19 protein-coding genes and 1 pseudogene are annotated in these 19,984 nt (G+C 38.1%); 4 read left to right on the top strand and 16 right to left on the bottom strand.

The annotated features are described in order from the left end of the window. Positions 1-147: 147 nt before the first annotated feature. From ACTNC6_RS06780 to ACTNC6_RS06725, 12 genes are all read right to left on the bottom strand, one after another. A complete protein-coding gene (locus ACTNC6_RS06780) occupies positions 148-354 on the bottom strand; it encodes a hypothetical protein (protein ID WP_441043590.1) in 207 nt (68 codons plus the stop codon). A gap of 417 nt (positions 355-771) precedes the next feature. After that, positions 772-2,439, bottom strand: coding sequence for a glycoside hydrolase family 13 protein (locus tag ACTNC6_RS06775; RefSeq protein WP_441043588.1), 1,668 nt, complete (start codon positions 2,437-2,439; stop codon positions 772-774). Between the two features lie 4 nt (positions 2,440-2,443). Continuing rightward, positions 2,444-3,268 carry a carbohydrate ABC transporter permease gene (locus ACTNC6_RS06770; RefSeq protein ID WP_118136129.1) on the bottom strand — a complete coding sequence of 275 codons (825 nt, stop codon included), beginning with the start codon at positions 3,266-3,268 and terminating at the stop codon, positions 2,444-2,446. Then, complete coding sequence (locus ACTNC6_RS06765) at positions 3,268-4,131, bottom strand: carbohydrate ABC transporter permease (protein WP_118136131.1); 864 nt, start codon at positions 4,129-4,131, stop codon at positions 3,268-3,270. Before ACTNC6_RS06765 ends, ACTNC6_RS06770 begins: the two co-directional genes overlap by 1 nt. 61 nt (positions 4,132-4,192) lie before the next feature. Then, on the bottom strand, positions 4,193-5,533 hold the full coding sequence (locus ACTNC6_RS06760) for an ABC transporter substrate-binding protein (RefSeq protein WP_441043586.1): 1,341 nt from the start codon (positions 5,531-5,533) through the stop codon (positions 4,193-4,195). Between the two features lie 193 nt (positions 5,534-5,726). Continuing rightward, complete coding sequence (locus ACTNC6_RS06755; RefSeq protein ID WP_441043584.1) at positions 5,727-6,749, bottom strand: LacI family DNA-binding transcriptional regulator; 1,023 nt, start codon at positions 6,747-6,749, stop codon at positions 5,727-5,729. A gap of 109 nt (positions 6,750-6,858) precedes the next feature. Beyond that, a complete protein-coding gene (locus ACTNC6_RS06750) occupies positions 6,859-7,335 on the bottom strand; it encodes a mechanosensitive ion channel family protein (protein ID WP_441043642.1) in 477 nt (158 codons plus the stop codon). Between the two features lie 696 nt (positions 7,336-8,031). Then, entirely contained in the window at positions 8,032-8,622 is a 591-nt protein-coding gene (locus ACTNC6_RS06745) for a Wadjet anti-phage system protein JetD domain-containing protein (RefSeq protein ID WP_441043582.1), read from the bottom strand. A gap of 82 nt (positions 8,623-8,704) precedes the next feature. Next, positions 8,705-9,067, bottom strand: a complete 363-nt coding sequence (gene crcB, locus ACTNC6_RS06740; RefSeq protein WP_441043581.1) for a fluoride efflux transporter CrcB — start codon at positions 9,065-9,067, stop codon at positions 8,705-8,707. 106 nt (positions 9,068-9,173) lie between these two features. Continuing rightward, positions 9,174-9,803, bottom strand: a complete 630-nt coding sequence (locus ACTNC6_RS06735) for a DUF3786 domain-containing protein (RefSeq protein ID WP_441043579.1) — start codon at positions 9,801-9,803, stop codon at positions 9,174-9,176. Between the two features lie 213 nt (positions 9,804-10,016). Beyond that, entirely contained in the window at positions 10,017-10,661 is a 645-nt protein-coding gene (locus ACTNC6_RS06730; protein ID WP_441043578.1) for an Rpn family recombination-promoting nuclease/putative transposase, read from the bottom strand. 15 nt (positions 10,662-10,676) lie between these two features. Then, complete coding sequence (locus ACTNC6_RS06725) at positions 10,677-10,838, bottom strand: hypothetical protein (protein WP_441043576.1); 162 nt, start codon at positions 10,836-10,838, stop codon at positions 10,677-10,679. A 163-nt stretch (positions 10,839-11,001) separates the two neighbouring features. Here ACTNC6_RS06725 and ACTNC6_RS06720 point away from each other — a divergent pair, with 163 nt between their 5' ends. Next, entirely contained in the window at positions 11,002-11,871 is an 870-nt protein-coding gene (locus ACTNC6_RS06720; protein WP_441043574.1) for an ISL3 family transposase, read from the top strand. After that, on the top strand, positions 11,834-12,646 hold the full coding sequence (locus tag ACTNC6_RS06715) for a transposase (RefSeq protein WP_441043573.1): 813 nt from the start codon (positions 11,834-11,836) through the stop codon (positions 12,644-12,646). Before ACTNC6_RS06720 ends, ACTNC6_RS06715 begins: the two co-directional genes overlap by 38 nt. Here the strand turns inward: ACTNC6_RS06715 and ACTNC6_RS06710 are convergent. Beyond that, positions 12,585-13,934: a hypothetical protein gene (locus ACTNC6_RS06710; RefSeq protein WP_441043571.1), complete on the bottom strand. Its 1,350-nt coding sequence runs from the start codon at positions 13,932-13,934 to the stop codon at positions 12,585-12,587. The two genes, ACTNC6_RS06715 and ACTNC6_RS06710, sit on opposite strands and share 62 nt — an antisense overlap. A gap of 170 nt (positions 13,935-14,104) precedes the next feature. On the opposite strand from ACTNC6_RS06710, the pseudogene tnpB reads away from it, so the two are divergent. Both tnpB and tnpC read left to right on the top strand, forming a co-directional pair. After that, positions 14,105-14,392: pseudogene (gene tnpB / locus ACTNC6_RS06705) on the top strand (IS66 family insertion sequence element accessory protein TnpB); the annotation flags it as partial. Positions 14,393-14,534: 142 nt separating this feature from the next. Continuing rightward, the gene (tnpC, locus tag ACTNC6_RS06700; protein ID WP_441043569.1) at positions 14,535-16,151 is read left to right on the top strand and encodes an IS66 family transposase; all 1,617 of its coding nucleotides are present in this window, start codon (positions 14,535-14,537) and stop codon (positions 16,149-16,151) included. Between the two features lie 99 nt (positions 16,152-16,250). Here the strand turns inward: tnpC and ACTNC6_RS06695 are convergent, their stop codons facing one another. The 3 genes from ACTNC6_RS06695 to ACTNC6_RS06685 are packed head-to-tail and all read right to left on the bottom strand — an operon-like array spanning position 16,251 to position 19,724. Next, positions 16,251-17,564 (bottom strand): hypothetical protein, encoded by a 1,314-nt coding sequence (locus ACTNC6_RS06695; RefSeq protein ID WP_441043567.1) that lies wholly within the window; start codon positions 17,562-17,564, stop codon positions 16,251-16,253. Next, positions 17,545-17,697: a hypothetical protein gene (locus tag ACTNC6_RS06690; RefSeq protein WP_441043565.1), complete on the bottom strand. Its 153-nt coding sequence runs from the start codon at positions 17,695-17,697 to the stop codon at positions 17,545-17,547. Before ACTNC6_RS06690 ends, ACTNC6_RS06695 begins: the two co-directional genes overlap by 20 nt. Positions 17,698-17,714: 17 nt before the next feature. After that, positions 17,715-19,724, bottom strand: a complete 2,010-nt coding sequence (locus tag ACTNC6_RS06685) for a fibronectin type III domain-containing protein (RefSeq protein WP_441043564.1) — start codon at positions 19,722-19,724, stop codon at positions 17,715-17,717. Positions 19,725-19,984: the final 260 nt, after the last annotated feature.

Below are 19,984 nucleotides of genomic sequence, written 5' to 3'. Positions count from 1 at the left end.
TGTAACATATGGAAAGAGAATGTCCATCAGCAATTACAAAAAGAGGCTGCCTTCCATGACAACCTCTTTATAAATCCTTATAACCTATAGAAATCTCTAAAATTCGCTTTCATATTTTAGATCGTGTTTGAAAAATACTCTAATATTTTATCCTAACGGCTCTGTATGTTCTTCAGATAAATAAGCTTTCTGTTCTTCCTCCGGAGCTTCCCAGATTGTTGTTGTAGTTCCATCCTTATCTACATATACTTCTTTTATCTCATCTTTCTTCAGAATATCATGAATATGATCATATGGATAAAAAATACAGCTTACATATTTTTCCCACAAACTCTGCTCAAAATAAATAGTCATTACACCTGTTTCCCTGCATCTTTGTAGCTGATATATGTAACGTGTTTATTCATAAAAGTGAACACTGCCACAAAGCAAATTACGGTTGCTGCTATGGAAAGCAGGATTGTTTTTATCTTTCTTTTCTTTAAAAATTTTCTGAAACTCTTCAGAATGTAAAAGATTCCTTAAGTTAATAACATTGTGAAAAATCAAGGCTCAGAATTCCAAGAAGTTATTGTTCACCTTGCATATTTAAGTGTGTTTATCATAACATTACTACCGCATATTGCCCATAAAATAATCTGTCCAAAATCTATAAATTTCTGTCTTTCATGTTTTATCATATAAAAAAAGACTGCCTTTTACGACAGCCTTTTAATCACTCGCACTGATACTACAAATTCATAAGATATTCAATCTCTCGATGTTTAACACTTACTCCCCATAGAGAACCGCAATTGCTTCATATGGCTGCATCATATGCGGTTTATGGTTCTCATAATTGGAAATAAGTACAGTTCCCTCATTTATGTTTGCCAAAGTACACTCTGCTTCTTCCTGTGTAAAATTACATATTACTAGCAGTTTTTGTCCACCTAATATTCGTTCATATGCAAAGATGCGTTCATCTTCAGGAAGTAGAAGATTGTAATGCCCATCTATGATAATATCGTATTCTTTCCTCAGTTGAATCAATTTTTTATAATAATGAAACACAGACGATTTATCGGAAATCTGTGATTCCGCATTGATTTCCTTATAATTCGGATTTACCTTAATCCATGGTGTACCCACAGTAAATCCGGCATTGGGGGAATCACTCCATTGCATAGGTGTTCTTGCATTATCACGACCTCTTAATCCCAGATAACGAATCATGTCTTCCTTACTTATCAAACCCGATTCTGTTAATTCACGGTAATTATCTATACATTCAATATCCTTATAATCATCAATACTGTCAAAATAGATATTGGTCATTCCCAGTTCTTCACCTTGATAAATATATGGTGTTCCCTGCATCATATGAAGACAGGTAGCCAGCATTTTTGCTGAAATCTCACGAAACTCAGAACTGTCATTTCCGTATCTGGAAACTGCCCTGGGCTGATCATGATTGTCCCAATACAGGCTGTTCCATGCCTTTCCTTCCAGTGCCGTCTGCCACTTGCTCATCACCTGCTTCAACTCCAACAACGGTACCGGATTATCTGTCCACTTACCATAAGGTCCATTTGCCAGAAAAGCGTGTTCAAACTGAAACACCATGTTTAATTCTGACCCATCAAGATTTGCATATTTTTTTGCCTGTTCAATAGTGACACCAGCTGTTTCTCCTACAGTAATCAAATCGTATTTTGACAATACTTCCTTATTCATTTCTCTGAGAAATTCATGTATTCTTGGTCCATTGCAGATGTAAGGGTCACTGTCTCCGTACAAACCGCCTTTGCACTCCCCGTCTGGAAATGTCTGTACTTTCGAAAGCAGGCTGATAACGTCCATACGGAATCCGTCGATTCCTTTTTCGCACCACCAGTTCATCATATCATATATTTTATGACGAACCTCCTCATTTTCCCAATTAAGATCAGGCTGTTTCTTTGAGAACAAATGCAGGTAATACATTCCTGTATGTTCGTCAAATTCCCAGGCAGAGCCTCCAAAGCACGCTCCCCAGTTATTTGGTTCCTTTCCATTCACAGGGTCTTTCCAAATATAATAATCCCTGTATGGATTATCTTTGGATTTTCTGCTTTCCACAAACCATGGATGTTCATCTGATGTATGATTCACAACAAGATCCATCATGATTTTCAGACCTCGCTTATGTGCTTCCTGTAGCATTCTGTCAAAATCTGACATTGTTCCAAAATCATCCATAATATCCTGATAATCAGAAATGTCATACCCATTGTCGTCATTAGGAGATTTATAAACAGGAGAAAGCCACAGTACATCCACTCCAAGTTCTTTTAAATAATCAAGCTTCTCAACAATACCGTTTATATCACCAATCCCATCTCCGTTGCTATCCATAAAACTTCTTGGATAAATCTGGTATACCACACTTTTTTTCCACCACTGATTTTTCACACTCATATTTTTATCCTTTCACTGCTCCTTCTGTTACGCCTTTAACAATATACTTCTGACAACACAAATAAAAAATAATAATTGGTATCATACACAAAACTAATCCTGCCGTAGCTAAATCCCATTTCTTTGCGAATTGTCCAAAAAATAAAAATGTTTTTAATGGCAATGTCTGAATCCCTTCCTTATTGATTACAAGAGATGGAAGAAGATAGTCGTTCCAGGTTGACATTACATTTAAAATTGCCACTGTCACAATGATTGGCTTTAACAAAGGCAGAACTATGCAGAAAAATCTTCTGAACATTCCGCATCCATCAATTGTAGCAGCTTCTTCTAATTCCAGTGGAATATTTTTAATAAATCCATGAAACAGGATAATTGCCATAGAGCATCCAAATCCCTGATACATAAAAATCAAACCCGGAGTGTTTAATAAATGAAGTTGTCCCATATTCCGAATAAGCGGAAGCATAACACATTGAAACGGAATCAGCATTGCAGAGGCAAAAATCATAAAAATAACATTACTCGCCCTGGTTTTATATCTTACCAGCGCCCAGGCTGCAAGTGAAGAAATAAAAATGATAATAACAACCGTTAGTCCTGTTATCTTTAGAGAATTCGTAAATGAATTAAAAAAATTCAACCTGTCAAACGCCTTTATATAATTTTCAACAGACCATGTTTCCGGAAAATTAATAGCATTTTTATAAATATCCCGCAAAGGTTTGAATGAATTAATCGCCAGAACATAAATTGGAAACAAAAACGCAATGGAGAGTATTACTCCCAGCAATTGCATAAATATTTTTTCTATACGTTTTGCCCACATTACATTTCCACCTCCATCTTTTTACTGCAATACAACTGCGTCAACGATACAATTGCAATGACAATAACAAAAATCAGCGCCTTTGCCTGTGCGCGGCCCAGATCATTTTCTCCAAATGCAGTACGGTAAATATTCATACATACCATCTGTGTAGAGCCATAAGGTCCACCGTTTGTTAAAGCCAGGTTCTGGTCATAAAGTCTGAAGGTACCTGAAAGTGTCAGAAAGAAACCAATTGTAAATGCCGGCATACATAATGGCAATATCAAATTTTTTAAACGCTGCAGTCTTCCTGCACCATCAATTTCTGCAGCCTCAATCAGATTATCAGGAATACTCTGCAGCTGTGCTATATACACGATCATCATATATCCCGCCTGCTGCCAGACAACTACAATCATTAATCCAACGGTAGATGTAAATGGTGTAGACAACCATCCCTGAAGCCATGAAATATTTAGTGATTTTCCTAAGTAATTGAACCCCTGTGTAAACACAAACTGCCATGCAAATCCAAGAAGGATACCTCCAATCAAGTTGGGCATAAAGAACACAGTACGAAACAAATTAGCTCCCCGAATTTTCTGTGTGACCAGCAGTGCAAGTGCAAATCCAAGAAGATTAACCAGAATAACTGCTACAACAGAAAATTCTGCCGTATAAAGAAAATCCCGCCAGAACACTTTATCACTGATAAGTCCCCTGTAATTCTCAAGTCCGGCAAAACTGACAGGTTTATTCATTCCATTCCAATCCGTAAAAGAATATAATAAACCTGTAATTGCCGGAATCAGAACTACCATAGCAAAACAGATGAGGGCAGGAAGCACGCAAATCCAAAACCCTGACTTAGATTTTTTCATTATTATATCCACTCCTATTCCAAAAGGATGCCGTCATTTACTATAACGGCATCCCATTATTTTACTTACTTCTGGCCTTTGACCAGGCATCTTTACAGTCGCTTACAACTTCGTCCCATGTTTTTTCACCTGAAACATAAGCCTGTACACCGTTTCCAAAGACATCACCAAAGCCAGCTGGAAAAGCATTAAATATCCATGATGTTGTGTTGCCTTCATCCAAATATTTTTTTACAACTTTTCCAAGTGCGTCTTCCGGTTCCACACCATCGTAATTTGAGAAAGCAGGAACGGACATCATCTTATGAACAACCATATCTTTTCCTTCATCAGACTGAAATAACCAGTTTAAAAAATCCTTTGCCGCTTCTTTCTCTGCATCCGAAGCACCGCTGTATACATTGTAACAGCAAGGCACACCTACTGCCAGTTTTCCACTGACCACATCACCTAAAGGTATAGGAATAATTCCAAGATTATCTGCAACTTCCGGATTTACATCTGACATTTCTGTATTGATCCAGTTACCCTGCTGCAAAACTGCAATTCTTTCAATTGCAAGACCTCCGCCAACGCTCTGTGAATAATCGCCAGAAAGAAGTTCAACCGGATTATCTGCTGCAGCTGTATACTTCACCTGAAAATCGATAATCTGCTTCAATTCCTCTGCATTTGTGAATTTCAGTTCCTTTGCCTCGTAGGCTGCATTTTCATCCGGGAATTCCTGGTTTAATCCGGTATTAATCGTATGACATCCGGTAATCCAGTTTTCTTTTACCGGAAAATCCATAACAGCTTCCAGATCTGGGAACTCATCCTTTAAGTCTCCATTATCAATCATGGTTTTTAATTTGGAAAAAGCTGTATCTATTTCTTCATACGTTTTAAGACTTTCCCCATCAATTCCTGCTGCCTCAAATATTTTCTTATTATATATATATCCATATCCTTCCATTGCATAAGGAAGTCCCAGAACCTTGCCCTCTGCATTAGTGGATCCTTGTGCTGCTGCCTCTGTCATGTAAGGTACCCATGGCTGATCTGAAAGATCTTCCATATTCTCTCCCCACTCATCCCAATTCAGAGGACCCTGAAGAGTAAAAATGGTTGGCATATTTCCACCATTTAATCTGGTTTTAAGAGTACCGTCATAATCATCACCACCGCCGACTGTTTCCATTACAACTGTAACATTAGGATGTAATTCCATGTAACGGTCGGCAGCTTCTAACATTGCATCATGTATTTCTACCTTTCTTCCCATAATACTGATAGTTACATCTTTTCCTCCTGCAACCTCATCTTTCTTTTCTTCGGCATATGCAGTAGCTGCAGAACAGGTAAGAGCAGTAAAACTCATCATAGCTGCTAATCCAATGGAAATCACTTTTTTTGTTTTCATCAATTTTTCCTCCTCTATATTTCTTTGGTTTTGCGCTAAACCTTTAATGTAATTTGTATTATAAATGCTTTTTCACAATAATTCAATAGGTTTTCTGCAAAACTATAGCAATACACAATACATTTCAACTGCTTTTGTGAAATATAACTAAAAAGGAACCAAATCTCCCCAGATCTGATTCCTTTTGTTATTTCTATTCTCCTTTTCTTACTGACTCTCTTACAACCAACTGTACGGCGATCTTTATATTTCTCTCTTCCTCCGGCAATTTCTCTCGGTTTATCAGTCTCAGCAATAATTGCATAGCAGTTGAAGCTTTTAACCCAATATTCTGGTGAACCGTAGTTAACCTGGGGTGAATAAGTTCTGCATAAAAGGTATCATCAAACCCTGTTATCGATATATCCTCAGGTACCCTGACTCCCTTATCAATAAAATAATCGACAGCATCTATAGCGAGATAATCAGAAATAAATGCGAGTGATCCCGCCTCCCTGAACCTGGGGAGCAGTTCATCATATTGTAATCTGCGTACTTCTTTTCTCGACGAAAGTAAGATTAATCTTTCTTCCTTTTTGCACTCTCCAAATGCCTCTGTCATCGCTCTTTGAAATCCGGCAAATCGACACTGATCCATCTCTGCAGTATTTTCTGTCAGAAACAGTGTTTTCCTGAATCCATGATCTGCCCAATACTTTCCAAGCTGATAGGCTCCATCAAAATCATCCGTCCCCACATTTACCACCAGTTCAGGGTCACTCACATATGTATCAATAGCAACTGTTGGTTTTTTCAGCATTTTTTTTAATGTTTTATGGCTCTTTTCGGTCCATCCCAGGACAATAAGACCATCTACATTCCATCGCGAAGTCACCTCAGCAACTTTCCGGCAATCATCACCTCTGATAATCATCATATAGTAACCGGCATTTTCAATTTCACTGGAAATTTGTCCAACAAATGTACTGACAAATGGATCCTGCATGGCATTTTCACCATGAAGATAATCAAAACCTATTACCAATCCAATAATATGAGAAGTATTCTGTGACAAAAGCCGGGCACCCATATTAGGAATATACCCCACCTCATCAAGTATACTGCTGATTTTCTGTGCTGTTTCCTGCGATACCCTCTTTGTATTTCCGTGAATAACATTTGACACTGTAGTAGGACTTACTCCGACCATATTTGCAATATCTTTTACACGAATCATGATTTCCTCCCAAAACATTACAAGTCACTTTAAATTTATTATACAATTTTGTCTGAAATTTTCAATTTCAAAAATCATAATTTCCTGATGCTTCCAACTACTGAAATCTTCATATTCTGCTCTCTTCTTTGACATGTACCTGGTTATAGGGGATTTCTATTCCATTGGCATCAAATGCCTCTTTGATCAACTGATTCAGACGCCATTTAACAGACCAGTATTTATCTGTCGCTACCCACACACGAAGTCCCATGATCACCGCGTTCTCACCTAATTCGTCAACAAACCTCACCATCCCCTTGTCATCCTTGGTATCCTCATCATTATGGAGAATCTCCTCCAGAATTTCTTTTGCCTTCTGGATACCGGAATCATAGGATATCCCTACCTTGATTTCCAGCTTACGAAGATCCCTGGCTGTCACATTTGTAATAATGCTGTTTGAAAGCGTGCCATTGGGGATCACAATATGCTTATTATCTATGGAAAGCAGTGTCGTATAACAGATTTCGATTTTATACACAGTTCCCTCACAGCTTGTCTGCTGGGCAATAATAATATAATCCCCTACCTGAAACGGCTTAATTTACCCAGAGAGAGATGGAGGATATACCGCTCCCCATCATGGTCTATATCTTCTCGCAATTCTAAGCCTTGATTTTTCAAGGTTTTTTCTTTGTTCATAACTAAAATTCCCCCATTTTTTTCTAAAAAATACTTGACAAATCCCTCCCAAAATGTGGCGTTTCACGCCTTGATCAATAAGAAATATCTCTTACGGCTCTGCCGATTATATTATTTTTGAAATGGAGGCATTATCATGTTACCTGTTTATTCACCTGAATCACATTCCCTTTACCAGGACTTCCTTATCTCTAATTTTTTACTTTATTATCCAGATCCTTTTTCTATATCCAGACAGACATGGAAGATCATCGTACAGTTCTGGCATCTGGATCTTTCCCAGACTACAAGCATCCTTTTGGGTTCTTATTCTAAATTCGGATCTGCTCCACGAGATCCAGTTTCCATGCTGCGTTCTTACCTGCTTTCTATTAAACTCAAGATCACTTCCATTACTGATTGGGTATCCAGACTCAAAGAATGTCCTTTATATGCGATCATCAGTGGATTCTCCCCTGATGATGTGCCAGGCATCGGTACCTTTTACGATTTCTTCCGGCATATCTGGAACTCTGAACAGAAACATCTTTCTGTCCAGCTCAGACATAAAAAGAAGAAAACCCCAAAAGGAAAAAACAAGGGGAAAAAACTCCCAATATCAAGAGTACTTCTGCGGCACCTGAAAAGCATCTTCCGCCGCCTGTTTTGCCTGCCGCAGCTTTGTATTCACTGTTTCCAGCATAGACTGATATGCCGGCACAAAAGGAATGATTTTCCATCTGCTGCGAAATTTTTCTGCCAGATTTTCGTATATACCGATACCCTCATAATCCAGATCCCCGAAATAATAAATTGTATTCTCCGGATGTTTCATATAGGGTTCCGCACACAGGTCAAAATCCTGAAAAGAACGGATAATCCCCTTTCCTGCACCATAAATCAGGGTTCCGATTTCTGCACCAAAAATTTCAGTATGTCCATTCAGCAGGTAATTGCGCATACTGAAAAAAGGATCTTTATTTTCCAGGATCAGAATATTCTTTCCCTGTTCTCTGTCCAGAAATTTCTCTCTGTGCCATATTTCAAAGCTTCTTTCATTCAAAGATTCCGGTGTCAGTAATGCATCTGTATGCTTTTTCAGATATTGGTTCAGCATAAGTACCCAATTTCGATCTTTCTCATACATATCCGGATGTGCCAGATAATAATCCACGGAAATCATGGTGGAAAAGGTATATTTTATATCCATACTGTTCCTGATAGGTAAGATTCTGTCTGGTATGAAGAAGATCATCCAACGATATTCTTTTCATTGATTAATTTCTCCAGAATCAGGCTGTAAGATATTCCACTGCAAAAATCGCCAGCACGCCCACCAGCACACTAAGCAATATATAACACAGAGCTATTCCCATATGTCCATCCCGAATCAAATCCGAAGATTCCAGCGCAAAGGTTGAGAATGTGGTAAATCCACCGCAGACTCCCACCTTCAGAAACAAAATCAGCCTTGGTGGAACAGACAATTTCGCCGCCAGTACTGTGATTGCTCCGATCACAATACATCCAATTATATTGATACAAAAGGTTTTTGCCGGAAAAATCATGGTTTCCCCTGTGGGAATCAGCCCGATCAGGTACCGCAATACTGCTCCTGCAAAACCACCCAGCCCTACTGCCAGACAATTCATCATTTTATCTCTCCAAATTAATACAAATTTACTTTCAAAGCAATCATAACATGAATTTACTTTATCGTAAAGATAACTGTTCCGTGTCTTCACAATTGGTAAAGAGTTGTTACACAAATAAGCTTGTTTTCTGAAGTATAGCCTTTAGCAGATCCCCCTGAAGATAATAGGTAGTTTCAAAATGAAGGTACGATAACGATACTTTATCCCACAGCAATAAAATCTTTGGCTGGAATTCTTCATCCCCATCCCAAAACTGAAATAGCACAGAAAAATCCTGGAAAACAGGCATTTCAAAGGTCAGGTCTGCCCCTGCCAGACGCTCCATCTGCTTTCCTCCCAGACAGATACAGGCCTGTTTTACCTCTTCCACTTTTCCTGAAAATGCTTGTGCATACTTTTCTACAAAGGAGTCTGTAGACGGACTGCTTCCGGCAGTTACAAATCTGCCCACCGGCTGCCACTGGCCGGTCAAAGGCGGCAATATTTCCTGCCCGGAACAACAAAGAAAATCATAGATTGTCATAACAATTGTATATTCTTTGCAGTCCATCCATTCCTCACCCTCAGAATATGCAATGGCGCCATCTCTGCGGCTGATCCGATATTCTGTTCCAATATATTTCAAATACAGATATTCTTCATCATGTTTCAATCCATATTTCTCTATCAGCTTATCCTGATCATGCTGTAAAAACAGCTCTCTTCCTATATATACCTGTTTTTCATAATTATCCATAAACGTCTTCTCCATTCTGTGTCATGTAAAGGAATAAATACATTTCTATTATAATCTATTTTTCCAAATTAGCAAAAAAGAGTTCTTCTGTTTTCACTCTACATTAATAATAACAAGTTTTTGATAAATCGCCCGATATGGGCTTAGAATTTATAGATGTGTACAAATTTTCCGGTAAAGATAATGATCGGTTTAAGAAATACTTCTGAACCTTCACATATTTTGTTCAAACTCTTCAAGAGAAGACACTTTAAGTGAAAGCTGAAACCACAGATCAAGTTTTTCAATATCTGTTTCGGACATAATTTTTTCTTTTAACTCAGACGGAACTGAAAATTTGGATTCAAGCGCAGTAAGAAGAAATTCCTGTTTTCCCTCTGCATTTCCTTCCAATTTTCCTTCTATTTTTCCTTCCTTTCTTTCGTTCCGCATCATTTCCTCTAACAGCATATATCTTTCCTCCATACCTCGATTCTGCTTAATCTTATCAATACTGTCCTGCAGATGTCTGACAAATGGATCTGTCGTTGAAATCTCTTCTGTTCGCCCGGTATTTTTTACATAATCCAGAAACTGCAGTAATTCTTCTGGAATATCCTCCCTGTTCCCTCCATGTGCATTGAGATAAACAGTTTTTACACCATCACTTACAGATTTTCCTGTTTCTTCACAGACCATACCTGTCGAATAACGGTACAGTCCATCACCAAATGGATCAAAATCACAGATAAAAATAACATAAGTATCCGGAAGATTCTCATAGGAATCACCTGCAAGCAATGCATCCATGTCTATCTGGTCATGATAATAGCGGCTTCTTTTGGGAAGAAATTTCTGCAAAGTAACCTGCATCTCCACATTGAAGCGCCTCTTCTATGCATCATCAGCATAAACATCCAGGCGTACACCATGATATTCTGAATGATATGCCATAGTCTTCTCCGTCTGGATATGCACTTCCGAAATGGGAATCCCCAATGCCAGTTCCAGCACTTTGCGACAGATTTCCGGATCAGACATTACTGCAGCAAACATAAACGCATCCCGTATTGTCAGATCTTTAACTTTTTAGTTTCCATTCCTCTGTCCTGTTTGTTGTAAAATAAAAATGGCTCTTCCGCATATTTACGTATGAAGCTGGAAATTTAATGTTGGAAATGGTATACTATGAGAAGCTTGTTTTATAAGGAGTACTACCATGACAGACGCAACAAATAGTTTATCATTATCTCAGTTTTATCCTCAGAATTTATTGATTGAATCTGTTCTTGTCGAAGACAAGGAAATTCATATTAAAATGCGCTCTCATACAAAAAGGTGTAACTGTCCTAAATGCATAGTGGAGTCTTCCAGTCTGCATGCAACGCATCACCGTAAAGTTCAAGATTTGCCTATTTACGGAAAAAGAGTAATGCTTGACGTTAACCTTTATGAGTTTAATTGCGTCAATCCTGAATGCTCTATAACATCATTTACGGAAACTTTTGAGAACTTTTTAAATAATTACAGTTATATGACAGAACGGCTGGTTGCTTTGATGACAACATTAGCTCTTGAAACCAGTTGCGAAAGTTGTGCTAGAATTCTTAAATCAATGAATATTAAAACAAGTGGTGATACCGTGATTCGTACGCTCATTAAGAGATATGAAAAACAGTCAGAAGCCGAATGTGGTTCTGCTATCGGAATTGACGATTTTGCTTATAAAAAAAGACACACATATGGAACGATTATAGTAGACGAAGAAACGCATAAACCTGTAGCTATTTTAGATGGACGTGATGGAGTTACGCTGAAAGAATGGTTGAAAACGAATAAACAGGTTAAGACTGTTACAAGAGACAGGGCAAGTGCATATGCAAAAGCTGTAGAAGAAATACTACCGGATTGTATGCAGATTGCGGATAGATTCCATCTTCATCAGAACCTTATGGATGCTGTTAATAAAATATTAAGTCGCGAAATAGCCTCAACTACAGCGATTACTTCCAAAGAAACTATAAAAGAGAATCTTCCTGAACGGTCGGAAGGTGTACCTTGTAAAAAAAATCGAACCCATTGTGGATAACTTTACGGAAGCTGAACAAAAACGTTTACAACTGATTCAGCAGATTCAGAAAATGTACCAAACCGGAATAAGTATCCGAGAAATTACAAGGAGATTTCAAATCAATAGACAGACAACAAAAAAATATTTAAAGGGAGATCCAATGATTCTTTGCCGCACAAACAAGCGAAGTAGTCTCGACCAGCATAAAGATTTTATTATCAGATGTTTAACAGAAGGAAAAACACAATCTGAAACGGCACGTCTGGTAATGGATTTGGGATGTGCTTGTGGAAATGGTAATGTCCGTCAATATGTACATTCCGTGGCAGTGCAATATCAGATAGATGTGAATAAATATGTTTCTTCTTCCCATGAAACCGCTCAATCAAAAAAGACAAAAACGGATTATATTATCAGAAAAGGAATCTTTCAGTATCTATGGTTAAATGGAGATCTAACTTTGGAACACTATGAATATTTGTGGAATAAATATAGTATTTTGCAGGAAATTGAAAAATGTATTCGTGAATTCCGTGAAATATTTCGGACGAAAAAAATGCCATTATTATATCTATTTATTGACCGCTACAAGTATTCTTCATTAAAAGAGTTAGCATCTTTTGCAAGTGGATTGGAAAAGGATATTTCAGCTGTTGAAAATGCAGTTGCCAGTGACTTAAGCAATGCTTTTGTAGAAGGAACAAATAACAAAGTGAAGATGGTAAAACGCACTATGTATGGTCGATGTAGCAAGAAGTTATTAGCAGCAAAGCTGATGTACAATCCTGTATAAAATCAGGATTGTACGTAAATATGCGGAAGAACCTATATCGATGTTCCTCAAGATAGCGTAGGAAGGCTCTTACGATTACAAAGCGGGTGGCACGGCCTTTAAATGTGGAATGTTCATCCCGGATTGAGAATTCTTTGATTATCTCTGGAGAAATCTGTTTGAAACTGTCATACCCATGATCGATCAAAAACAGACAAAAGCTTGCACAGGAACATCGATAAGATTTAAGTGTACCGCTTTCGCGATATCCACGTTTTTTCTGTTCTAAAAGACCTGCGACGGCTTCCTTACACCATTCAGGGAGTTCATCATATATGGTAGGAATGTATTTATATTTCCCGCCCGGGTGGATATCGCCGCTAAGAAGATATTCATTACAAAAACTCAGAACTCTTCTCCAGTGAAGCCAGGAAGTTCCCAGTGTATTTTTTACCTCAGAGAACCATATCCAAACGATATCCGGATGATAACCAAGATCATGTATATCCAGAAACAGATAAAAAGCTGTTAATGCATGTTTTGCCAGTTTCAAAGTAGTACCGATATATCCATGGGCTTGCAGGCATTCGATAAAAGGCTCAATCTTTCCTTTAAAGTCTGCGGCTGACATAATTACATCTATCGTTTTCTGTAAAGCTGCTTTATTCTCTGAAGAAAACGCATCGATCAATCCGATATGAGGATAAATCTGACTGTTAAAGAGAAGACTGTATGGCTTTGTGCATTTCCCGATCTTTTCATAGAACTGTATCATCCGAGCCGTGTAATTAAGGATCACGTTTCTGGTTTCATCTGATTGATACATTTTGGTGTTTACAAGTATCAGTACCGCTTCGTATGAGATATCTGATATATTGACAACTCCAATTTCATCAAAAATGAGCAACCCTTCGGAACAATAGGTACGTGTTAATTCTAATGTGCGTTTTGTATAACGTTTACAACAGTCTTCAAGATAGAAATCAAGATCATCTTTCCATGAAACTGGAAGTTTATCGTATACTGATTGATTTAGATATAGCCTGCGGTCAGATACTGTTCCTGAAGAATCCATTTCCTCTAACTGGTATACATACCGGATCCATATGACACATCGCTGTGAAGGAAGGCTTTTCTTAATCTCAGCAAACCATTCATCACGCGCTTTGACCGTATACTCGGTACTATTTTGGTCGAGATACGATCCAAGAGATTCATAACAGTCCCTATGCGACTTTCTACTGCTTGAACACACCTTCTTTTCTTTAAGTAGTGACATTACCTTTTCGACGGTATCATCATAATTCATGAAATCACATCCTTTCGATTTTAATGCGATTCCATTATCACATAAAATATGTTATCCTCATCTTTTTTGCGAAGAAGAGAGGAAATATCTCTATATCCAGAAAAGATGAGGATAAAAATACTCTGAGGATAAGCCACATTATCCGAATGTTAGGATAATGTGGCTATACAGATATGCGCAAATCGATCGATGGTCTCTGTTCCATTATCGAAGACCAGCTTAAGATGGATCCGACATCCAGTGCGCTCTTCCTGTTCTGTGGAAGAAGACGGGACAGGATCAAAGCTCTGTTCCGTGAACCGGATGGTTTTGTCCTGATCTATAAACGGTTGTCTGTCCGGGGCGGCTATCAATGGCCAAGGAAGCAGTCGGAAGTCCGGAATCTTTCCTGGCGGGAGTTCGACTGGCTGATGTCAGGAATTGATATCGACCAGCCAAAAGCACTCAAAGCAGAGTAAAAAAGCATCTGGATCCCGGTAAAAATCCTGCACAGAAAAATGGCAGATTTCCTTATAAATTCAGCGTTTTTCAGCACTTGTTTTTCTTTGGAAATGGCTACGTTTCTGGTATAATAAAGACATCAAATCCAAGGAGAGAACGATGGCTTCCGGTGCAAAAGACATCCAGCTGCGAGAGCTGAAGGACACCATAACCGGGCTGAAAACAATGATCTCTGAGCAGACGGAACTGATCAAATCTCTCCGTCTTGTTATTGATGAAAAAAACAGCCACGAAAAAGCCCTTCAGGAACAGGTGGACTATCTTACCAAAAAGCTTTTCGGTTCTTCCAGCGAAAGAAGAACCGATGACATTCCAGGACAGCAGCATCTTTTTGATGAAGCGGAAGTGGAACAGGATCCTTCCCTGTTGGAAGAAGAGGCCGTGATCCGGGAGCATACCCGCAAGAAGAAAGCAACCCATGAGGATCTTTTTAAAGGCCTGAAGGTTGAAAAAGTAGTCATCCCTCTTCCGGATGAAGATCAGGTCTGCCCGGTCTGCGGTACGCAGATGGTTCTGATCGGCGAAGAGTATGTCCGCCGTGAGCTGGAATTCATCCCAGCCACATGCAAAGTGATCGAATACTACAGGCAGAGTTATGGATGTCCGTCCTGTAAGGAAGGATTGGGAGATACGGAAAAGCCTGTGATCGTAAAGTCTCAGGTGCCGCAGGCCCTGGTAGGAAAAGGCCCGGCGACCGCTTCCACCGTTGCATGGACGATGTATCAGAAGTACGCCAATGGACTTCCGCTTTACCGTCAGGAAAAAGACTGGAAACAGTATGGTGCCCAGATCAGCAGGACGACACTTGCCAACTGGATCATCTATTGCTCCAGGAATTACTTTCAGCCAATGTATGATTACTTCCACCGGGAACTGCTGAAGCGCAGCTTCGCAATGGCAGATGAGACCAGAGTCCAGGTATTGAAGGAAGAAGAGCGCCGGGCACAGACGCAATCCTTCATGTGGCTATTCCGCAGCGGCGAAGACGGCCTTCCCGCCATTATCTTATTTGGCTATTCTCCAACCAGGAGTGGCAGCCATGCAAAGGAGTTTCTGGAAGGCTATCACGGATATCTGGAAACGGATGGTTATCAGGGCTACAACAGCCTGCCGGATATCAAGCGGTGTTCCTGCTGGGCACATATCCGCCGGTACTTTATCGATGCCGTTCCCAAAGGGAAACAGTATGATTACATCCAGCCGGCAGTACAGGGAGTCCAGTACTGTAACCGCCTGTTCGCCATAGAGGATTCCATTAACAAAAAATATCCCGGTGATTATGAAAAGCGTAAGCAGCTGCGTCTCGAGAAGGAAAAACCTGTTCTGGAGGCTTTCTGGTCGTGGCTTGAGCAGCAAAAGCCAGTCCGGAATACCCGCATGGATAAAGCAGTGAATTATGTCCTTAACCGTCGGGAAACAGCAGAGACATATCTGGAGGATGGCCGCTGCAGCTTCACAAACAATCTCAGCGAGAACGCGATCCGTCCATTTGCAGTCGGCCGGAAGAACTGGCTGTTCAGTGATTCTGTAGAAGGAGCCAATGCCAGTGCTGTAGTTTATACAATGGTTGAGATGGCAAAGGCGCATGACCTGAATGTTTACAGATATCTGAAATTTCTGCTGGACCATCGGCCAACGAAAGAGATGACCGATAATCAGCTCGCAGAGTTTGCACCTTGGAGTGAAAAACTCCAATCTATCAAAAATCGCATGTGAATTATAGTGAATTACTCCAACTCGCAAAGGGCTGGGGTAATTTTATATCTGACCGCATTATTATTTGGCGGTTACAAAAATTCACTTAATTATAATTGTTTAGAATAAATTTTCTATTGCCTTTTGATATGCAAGTACTTTTTTATCATACTCTGCAAATTTTTTTACAATCTTATCTTCAGAAGTATTCTTTATGTCTATAGATTTGAGTCCTTCAAGTCCTTTTTTAACTGCATTAAATTTCTCAATAGATGTAATACCTTTTTTTACAATTTCTGCTATCTCCGGAGACTTTTTAGCAATTGTTTTATAAAGCTTGCTTTTAGATGTTGCTTTTAAATAGTTTTTCAAATAATCTGGAAGTAAAATTTTACCAGTTTCATCATATACTTCTTTCTTAGCTTCTTCTATTTTTTTATCACTGTATTTTTTCAAATTATCCAGATCTTCATTTACATATGCTTTATTAACAGTAGTTCCGAGAAATTTATATGTTATTCCTAAACTTGATGTAATAGTTCCAGAAACATAACTTGCCCCTGTTGTTCCGATTGAATCAAATACTACACGGTATGTAATCTTTTTGTCTTTAAATGTAAAAGCTCCATCATTTTTAGTCATTTGGCTGCTCACCTTATTTACTAATTGTGCTGCCGTTTTACAATCATTGTACGATGATGGTTTAGATACTATAGTTTCCTGAATAGTATCTGTAAATACCTTTAATAATGCCTGCTCAGCAGAAGCTGGCAAATTGGATGCTAATAATGTTTTAAAATTTTTATTAAGGTTATCAATAGATTCTGTTTTTAATGAATCATAGGAATCTGACACATTTTTAAAAATCTTTATTCCTTTATCATTCATTGTCTTTTTTAATTTTTCAAATTTCAGTTGATATTCATCAAGTTTTTTCTGATATTTATTAGTAAGTTCTAATCTTTTTTTCGCCTTTCCAAGATATTTCTTGCGATTTTGTTCTGTATTTTTATAAAAAGAATATTTTTTGTATAAAGACAACGACGGCTTTGAAGTATATTCATTATAATTTCCGTACTTATCTAACATCGACCACTTGCTATAAGCCGGAATTATAACCTTCGAATAAGCAGTAGAAATATATACTGATTTTGTTTTTCCCTGTTTTACGAGGACACCATCTATCAGCTGAGCTGCTCCTTGCTCATATTTATATAATAATATATGTGTATGTCCGGGACGGTTTCTTCTGTTAGGGCAGGCATTCTGATCAGCTACAAATAATTCAAAGACTCCATCCCCATCTATATCAAAAATATAGAAAGAATCTACTGTAAAAATTCCAGTTGCTGTTCCCTGACAATTTAAGTCATGACGTTGTTTTAAAAAAGTTTCATATACATCAATTTCATTTTTAGGCTTTGCAGCAGCCACCGGCACCGTTTTCGCTAAGCAGATAACAGACGTTAAAACCATAATAGTACATATAACAGATAAAATATTTCTGATTAAATTCCTGTTTCTCATAATCTTCGTCCCCCATATTTACAAACTTATCTGTATCCATTCTCTTAATTTTTCTGTCTATTTTTTTATGGATTTTACAGTAGAGTATCCACTGTATAATTTCTTACCGTTTATAACCTTATAAGCGCGAACTTTATATTTATATGTGGTACCCTTTTTCAGTTTTTTATTCGTATAACTGATTGATTTTACAGTTGCAATTTTCTTCCAGGAACCTCCTGTTGCTCTGTACACCTCATAGCCTGTAGCACTGATCGATTTTTTCCACGTAAGTTTTACATCTGTTTTTCCAGACTTGCTTACAGTTTGAAGAGTTGGGGTTTGCAACTGGATTTTAAACGTCTTTTTTACACTTCCTGTATAGCTTCCTTTTCCTTTAACTGTAACAGTTGCTGTTCCTATATTTTTATTATTTTTATATGTTACAGTATAGTCTACACCCTGAGTAAGTGTTGTATTACCTTCACGAACTGTGAACACCGGAATGACTGTCTTCCCAGTGTAAGGATATGCTACTTTTTGAAAGCTGATATCACATTTTGATATTGATGCAGCCTGAGGTGTCATTGTAAATGTTGCAGTAGGATTTTCCATCCAGCCACTAAAAAGTTTGAATTTTAAATAATAAACAGAATTAGGAGTTAAAGCACATGCATGCCCACTTTGGACAGTTCCAATAGCCCCTTCTTTTTCATCAATTGTTCCGTTAGTTTCTTTATAAATAGTAATTACCTGAGTTCCCTGATTATATTGTGGAAAGTCTGCTGATATTATATATCGTGTTTCTGCTCCTGTTTTCACACGAATATAGGCTGCTGTACTTCCTACCGTTACAGTTTGCGTACCACTGGTGTTAATGGTTGGCATCTCCGAAGATTTTTTTACAGATACATTCTTTATAATTGCTTCTTTATCTGAGCCTTGTATTCCAAAATGAAAGTCATAGATGCCTGCTTCCGGATATATTTTATTTCCATTATAAATTATGTAACTCTGCACATACTTTCTGTATTTTGTTTTTCCGTTTCTTGCTGAAACAATTTCAGATTCACCATTACTGTAATTTATCTTAAGCTTTCCATTCCATTTTTCTCCGCCCAAACATTTACCCTCAGAAGAAACTTCTCCAAAGTCTGTAGGTGTATAATAAGTAACATCTGAATTAAATTCTGACGCAAGTTCTATTGAGGAAATATCGTAAGCCAGTTCAGCTGTAATCTGTACACTGTCTCCTTCATATCTGGGATCATATATAACATACTTTTCTCCGGCAGTTAAGCTAAAATTACCGTTTATATCAGAAATTTTTTTGCCATGTTCATCAAATAACATATATGGCTTATATTTCCCCAGTGAAAGCACATAGTCACCGGAAATTTCAGGAACAAAGACCCCACATACTTCTGAATTATACACTTTTGCATTGACACTATATTTCCCGTCTGATGTTTTAGTCAAAGTGGAGGCAGTATTTGGAATCTGAACAGAAATAGGTATTGTCACCTGAACTGCATCTGTATAACTTATCTGTATAAAATATTTGCCAGGACCAATGTAAACATTGTAATCATTAAAGTCTATTTCCCTTAAATCTTTATCTAGCAATTTACAATCGTATTCATTGCCATTTGAGTCTTCAAGCATCCCGTACTCATCAATTCTTCCGTCAAATGTGTTCTCGTAGCTTTTGTTATTGTCTGTTGTCACTTTTAGTATCAAACCAGATATATCAATATCACTCACCTCTGTAGAGAGTTCACCTAACGTATACTTGGTTTTATTAGGAGATTTTATCAGTTCAAGTTTTATAATAAAAGATTCTTCATCTTCGTCTTCTTCAGAAAATGCGGAAAATTCATCATCTATATTTACATCCGGAACTTCCGCAGTCTGTTCTATTGATTTTTTCGGTTCTAAAGTGTCATTATTATTGTTTTCTTCTACTCCGGCTGAAAAAACCTCTTCCGCTCCATCTGAGCTTGTGAATTCGGATCCACAAACAGGGCTAAAAGATACGCTAAGCAAAATTGCCGCGCAAAGAATTGATACTAACTTTTTCTTCATCATGTGTACCTCCATCATTAATTGAAAAACCTAACAACCATCTACATTTTTTACTACCATCAACGAAGCGAATATTCACAATCCACTTCGCTACTTGCTCATAACAATCCCCCCTCCCGTCATTTCTGTCACTTGAAATATTTTGTTCACTGACTTTAGATTCATACTTTCCGCTAATGTCTCTCCGGCCAGATATACAAAACAATAAACTTGATTTTTCCTTTTCATACATATTTCATTATCAGGATATATACCATCCTTAA

The sequence above is a fragment of the Blautia sp. HCP3S3_C4 genome (assembly GCF_052064095.1).
Lineage (GTDB): Bacteria > Bacillota > Clostridia > Lachnospirales > Lachnospiraceae > Blautia_A.
The sequence above is the reverse complement of the archived record's forward strand: the minus strand, read 5'-3'. Positions and strand labels throughout refer to the sequence as shown.

Bases quoted from the DNA above. Each gene is read 5' to 3' on its own strand.
- ACTNC6_RS06765 (WP_118136131.1), bottom strand. From the start codon at position 4,131: ATGAAAAAATCTAAGTCAGGGTTTTGGATTTGCGTGCTTCCTGCCCTC.
- ACTNC6_RS06685 (WP_441043564.1), bottom strand. From the start codon at position 19,724: ATGATGAAGAAAAAGTTAGTATCAATTCTTTGCGCGGCAATTTTGCTT.
- ACTNC6_RS06770 (WP_118136129.1), bottom strand. From the start codon at position 3,268: ATGTGGGCAAAACGTATAGAAAAAATATTTATGCAATTGCTGGGAGTA.
- ACTNC6_RS06755 (WP_441043584.1), bottom strand. From the start codon at position 6,749: ATGATTCGTGTAAAAGATATTGCAAATATGGTCGGAGTAAGTCCTACT.
- ACTNC6_RS06725 (WP_441043576.1), bottom strand. From the start codon at position 10,838: ATGTTTGCTGCAGTAATGTCTGATCCGGAAATCTGTCGCAAAGTGCTG.
- ACTNC6_RS06775 (WP_441043588.1), bottom strand. From the start codon at position 2,439: ATGAGTGTGAAAAATCAGTGGTGGAAAAAAAGTGTGGTATACCAGATT.
- ACTNC6_RS06710 (WP_441043571.1), bottom strand. From the start codon at position 13,934: ATGAATTATGATGATACCGTCGAAAAGGTAATGTCACTACTTAAAGAA.
- ACTNC6_RS06735 (WP_441043579.1), bottom strand. From the start codon at position 9,803: ATGGATAATTATGAAAAACAGGTATATATAGGAAGAGAGCTGTTTTTA.
- ACTNC6_RS06780 (WP_441043590.1), bottom strand. From the start codon at position 354: ATGACTATTTATTTTGAGCAGAGTTTGTGGGAAAAATATGTAAGCTGT.
- ACTNC6_RS06690 (WP_441043565.1), bottom strand. From the start codon at position 17,697: ATGGATACAGATAAGTTTGTAAATATGGGGGACGAAGATTATGAGAAA.
- ACTNC6_RS06720 (WP_441043574.1), top strand. From the start codon at position 11,002: ATGACAGACGCAACAAATAGTTTATCATTATCTCAGTTTTATCCTCAG.
- crcB (WP_441043581.1), bottom strand. From the start codon at position 9,067: ATGATGAATTGTCTGGCAGTAGGGCTGGGTGGTTTTGCAGGAGCAGTA.
- ACTNC6_RS06745 (WP_441043582.1), bottom strand. From the start codon at position 8,622: ATGGATATAAAATATACCTTTTCCACCATGATTTCCGTGGATTATTAT.
- ACTNC6_RS06760 (WP_441043586.1), bottom strand. From the start codon at position 5,533: ATGAAAACAAAAAAAGTGATTTCCATTGGATTAGCAGCTATGATGAGT.
- tnpC (WP_441043569.1), top strand. From the start codon at position 14,535: ATGGCTTCCGGTGCAAAAGACATCCAGCTGCGAGAGCTGAAGGACACC.